At 73.7% G+C, this 4585-nt stretch carries 2 protein-coding genes; both read left to right on the top strand.

The window, feature by feature from the left end; genetic code table 11:
• Positions 1-67: 67 nt before the first annotated feature.
• The gene (locus G4D87_RS34035) at positions 68-529 is read left to right on the top strand and encodes a response regulator (RefSeq protein WP_163786842.1); all 462 of its coding nucleotides are present in this window, start codon (positions 68-70) and stop codon (positions 527-529) included.
• Between the two features lie 119 nt (positions 530-648).
• Positions 649-4473, top strand: a complete 3825-nt coding sequence (locus G4D87_RS34030; RefSeq protein WP_163786841.1) for an nSTAND1 domain-containing NTPase — start codon at positions 649-651, stop codon at positions 4471-4473.
• Positions 4474-4585: the final 112 nt, after the last annotated feature.

Here is a 4585-nt window from a genome sequence, read left to right as displayed (position 1 = left end):
GGGCACGTCGGGAGGGGCGTGTATAGATTGTTCAACGCCCGTTCCAACCCCGAGAGGCGTCTGTCCCATGAAGAGCACGGCGATGACAGTCCAGGCAGAAGACCTGCCAGCCGCCCAGGAGCCCGCGGCGGGCGGGAACAAGAAGCGCGTGCTCGTGGTGGACGACTTCGATGACGCCCGGGAGATGTACGCGGAGTACCTGGAGTTCGTCGGCTTCGAGGTGGACACCGCCCGCAACGGCGTGGAAGCGGTGGAGAAGGCCAGCGAGGGCGAGCCCGACATCATCCTGATGGACCTGTCCCTCCCCGTCATGGACGGCTGGGAGGCGACGCGGCGCATCAAACAGGACTCCCGCACCCGGGACATCCCCGTCATGGCGCTCACCGGCCATGTGCTCGCGGGGAACGCGGAGCACGCCCGGGACGCCGGCGCGGACGAGTTCGTCGCCAAGCCCTGCCTGCCGCAGGATTTGGAGAACAAGATCCGAAACATGCTCAAGCCGAGCAAGGGGAAGGTCCGGGGTGGCTAGCGCCCAAGGACAGCGCCACTGCTCGGTAGCGGACACTCCAGCGGCCCTGGCGTCCTGGAGTCTCCTCCCGCGTGGCCCGTTCAGTTGACCCCTGGCGGACGGATGCATAGGCACCGGGTGTGGGCTCTCCGGCCGCCTCGCCGCCTCCTGATGCGTGGACTCCTCCCCAGGAGTTCGACGAGTACCGCCTCGTGCGGGCCATCGGGCGTGGGCGGACGGGCCGGGTGTTCCTGGCCCATGACACGCTGCTCGAGCGCCCCGTCGCCGTGAAGTTCATCCCCGCCCTGGGGCCCAACGCCCTGGCGCGGTTCCTCGTGGAGGCCCGGGCGGCCGCGCGCATCCAGCACCCCAATGTCGTCACCCTCTACCGGGTGGGGCAATTGGAGGATCAGCCCTACCTCGTCTCCGAGTTCATCCGGGGGATGAGCCTGGACCGGCTGCCCAAGCCCCAGCCCTGGGAGCGCGTGCTGGCCATGGGGCGGGATCTGGCACGAGGCCTGAGCGCCGCGCACCGGCGCGGGGTGCTGCACCGGGACATCAAGCCCGGCAACGCCGTGCTCACCGAGGCTGGCGAGGTGAAGCTGCTCGACTTCGGCCTCGCGAAGCTCCTGGACCGGGCCGCGGGGGCGGGGGATGTCGCGCCGCCCGCTTCCGGGACGCCGCCACCAGAGCTGCCTCCCGACCTGGACCCGGAGGCCAACCCCAACCTGGGCGCGCGCTCGCTGGACGGAGTCTTCCTCCCCTCGCTGCCGCGCGGCTCGCTGGTGGGGACGCCGTATTACATGTCCCCGGAGGCCTGGGCGGGCGAGGCGCTGACGGCGCGCAGTGACGTGTACTCCCTGGGCGTCGTCCTGTACGAGCTGTGCGCGGGCAAGGGCCCCTTCCGGGACGTGCCCTGGCGCGCACTCTCTGAGCGGGTGCGCCACCGGGATGCGCGTCCCCTGGCCCAGGTGGTGCCCGGCGTGGAGGCCGACCTCGCCGCCGTCATCGACAAGTGCCTGCGTCGCGAGCCCTCCGAGCGTTACGCCACCGCCTCGCAGCTGCTCGACGCCCTGGACGCGCTCACGCGCGACGACACCGTCCAGGCGGTGCCGGAGGGCAATCCCTATCGCGGCCTCCAGGCCTTCGAGGCGGAGCACCGCGCCGTCTTCTTTGGCCGCCGCCGCGAGCAGCGCGCGGTGCTGGAGCGGATGCGCTCGGAGTCCTTCCTGCTCATCACCGGTGACTCGGGCGTGGGGAAGTCCTCCCTGTGTCTCGCCGGGCTGCTCCCCGCTGTCACCGAAGGAGGCCTGGAGGACGGGCGCCGCTGGCGCAGCGTGCGGCTGGTGCCGGGCCGCAGGCCCCTGGTGGCCCTGGCCACCGCGCTCGCGCCCGTGCTGGACACGGAAGAGGAGCCCCTGGCCGAGGCCCTGCGCGCCGAGCCCACGTCCCTGGTGCGCCGGCTCCGCGTGAAGCTGGGCGCCCAGGAGGGGCTGCTCGTCTACGTGGATCAGCTCGAGGAGCTGGTGACGTTGGCGCCGCCGGCCGAGGCGGAAGCCGCAGGACAGGCCCTGGGGGCGCTCGCGGAGGGCGCCAGTGGCGTGCGCCTGCTCGCCACGGGGCGCAGCGACTTCCTCACCCGGCTGTCCGCCGTGCCAGGGCTGGGCGCGGAGGTGCCGCGCGCGCTGTACCTGCTGCGCGCCCTGTCGCCCGAGGAGACGCGGGAGGCGGTGACGGGCCCCGCCCGCGTGAAGGGCGTGCGCTTCGAATCCGACGCGCTGGTGGATGCGCTCGTCAACTCCACGCTGTCCGCGGCGGAGGGCGGGCTGCCGGTGCTCCAGTTCGCGCTGGCCGAGCTGTGGGAGGCGCGCGACGCGGCGGCCGGGGTCATGACGCAGGCGGTGCTCGACTCGCTGGGCGGCGTGGAGGGCGCGCTCGCGCGGCACGCGGATGCCGCGGTGGCCCGGCTGCTGCCAGACCAGCGGGTGGCGGCCCGGGGCGTGCTCCTGCGGCTCATCACCGCGGACGGCACCCGCGCGCGCAAGACGGACCGCGAGCTGGTGGGCGACGACGCGCGCTACCGCGCCGCCCTGGAAGCGCTGGTGCAAGCGCGGCTGCTGGTGGCGCGCGAGGCCCAGGAGGGCACGTCCTACGAGCTGGCCCACGAGGCGCTGCTCTCCGGCTGGGGCACGCTGGCGCGCTGGCTGACCGAGGCCTCCGAGCGCCGCGAGGTCCAGGCCCGGCTGGAGGCCGCCGCCGCGCACTGGGAGAAGCTGGGCTTCCCGAGCGAAGCCCTGTGGGGCCCGCGTCAGCTGGAGGAGGCGCAGGTGCTCGACACGGGAGAGCTCACCCGCCGCGAGCGCGACTTCCTGAAGGCCTCGCGCCGCACCATGGTGCGCAGCCGGCGGACGCGGCATGCGCTGGTGGTGGGCTTCGTCGTGTCCCTGGGGCTCGTCTACGGGGGGCTCAAGCTGAGGGAGCGTTGGAGCCTGGACCAGCAGGTGCGCGACGAGCTCGGCCAGGCGGCCCAGGGCCTGAGCGCCGTGCGTCAGGACTGGGGCACGCTGAGCGCCGAACGCGCCGAGGCCTTCCGTCTCTACGACACCGGCCAACGCGCCGAGGCGGACCGGCACTGGAGCCGGGCCGGCGCGCAGGCGGGACAGCTTCGCGGCCGCTTCGACGAAGTGGCCGGACGGCTGGAGCGTGCGCTGGCGCTGGCGCCCGGCCGCGCCGATGTGCGCGAGGCCCTGGCGGACTTCCTCTACGAGCGCGCCCTGTGGGCCGAGCAGGATGAAGACGCCGCGGCGCTGCCCGCGCTGCTCCAGCGGCTGCGGCTCTACGACACGGCGGGCACGCGCTGGCGGCGCTGGAACGCCGCGGCCCGCCTCACGCTGGAGACGTCCGTTCCGGGCGCGGAGGTGGAGCTGCGCCCGCTGACGCGAGATGCGCAGGGCGCGTATCTGCTGGGTGCGCCCCTGCAAGCGGACCCGGGACGCTGGCTGGACGCAGCGGTGGCGCCGGGCACGTACCAGGTTTCCGCGCGCGCGCTCGGCTACGAGCCGGTGGTGCAGTGGGTGCTGCTGCGGCGAGGCGAATCGCGGCGGCTCGACGTGCCGCTGCCGCGCCTGGGCAGCGTGCCGGAGGGCTTCGTCTTCGTGCCGCCGGGCGAGGTGAAGTTCGGCAGCGCGGCCGAGGCCAGCGTGCGCGAGTTCTTCAACGCCGTCCCCCTGCACCTCGTGGACGTCCCCGCGTTCCTGATGGCCCGGCACGAGGTGACGTATGCGGAGTGGCTGGCCTACGTGGAGTCGCTGCCGTCCGCGCAACGCGCACAGCGGCTGCCGCGCGTGGGCACGGGCGGCTACGCGGGGCTGCTCGCGCTGGGGCAGGTGGACGGCGTCTGGCGGCTGCGCTTCCAGCCGGGGAGTGAGCCCTACGTGGCGCGGGCCGGGGCGCCGCTGCGCTACGCCCGCCGCACGTCGCGCGTGGAGCAGGACTGGCTGCGCTTCCCTGTCAGTGGCATCACCTTCGCGGACGCGGAGGCCTACGCCGCGTGGCTGTCGGAGAGCGGCCGGGTCCCCGGCGCCCGGCTCTGCTCGGAGCTGGAGTGGGAGCGCGCGGCGCGCGGCGTGGACGGGCGTGAGTACCCGCACGGCGACAACCTGGCCCCGGACGACGCCAACATCGACACCACCTACGGCAAGCAGCCCGGAGGCTTCGGCCCCGACGAGGTGGGCAGTCACCCCGCATCGCGCAGTCCCTTCGGCGTGGACGACATGTCCGGCAACGTGTGGGAGTGGACCCGCTCCTGGCTGGAGCCGGGGAAGGCCGTGGCGCGTGGGGGCAGCTTCGCCTTCGCGGCGACCTCGGCGCGCGCCTCCAACCGCGAGCTGCCGGAGCCGTCCCTGCGCGACGTGACGGTGGGCATGCGGGTGTGCGCGGACGTGGCATCCACAGCGAATCCATAAGCCCGCCTGCCTGCCCTACATCCGCTCCGCGCGCTACCGGACGGAGGAACCCCGTGTCCGCCCTGACGTCTCGGGCGGGTGATGCGCAGTGGACGAAGCAAGTGCCTGCGGG

This window comes from Myxococcus vastator (assembly GCF_010894475.1).
In the GTDB taxonomy this organism is placed as follows: Bacteria; Myxococcota; Myxococcia; order Myxococcales; family Myxococcaceae; genus Myxococcus; species Myxococcus vastator.
This window is presented reverse-complemented; position numbering and strand designations above follow the sequence as displayed.

Excerpts from the sequence above, each read along its gene's own strand:
- G4D87_RS34035 (WP_163786842.1), top strand. The coding sequence starts at position 68 with ATGAAGAGCACGGCGATGACAGTCCAGGCAGAAGACCTGCCAGCCGCC.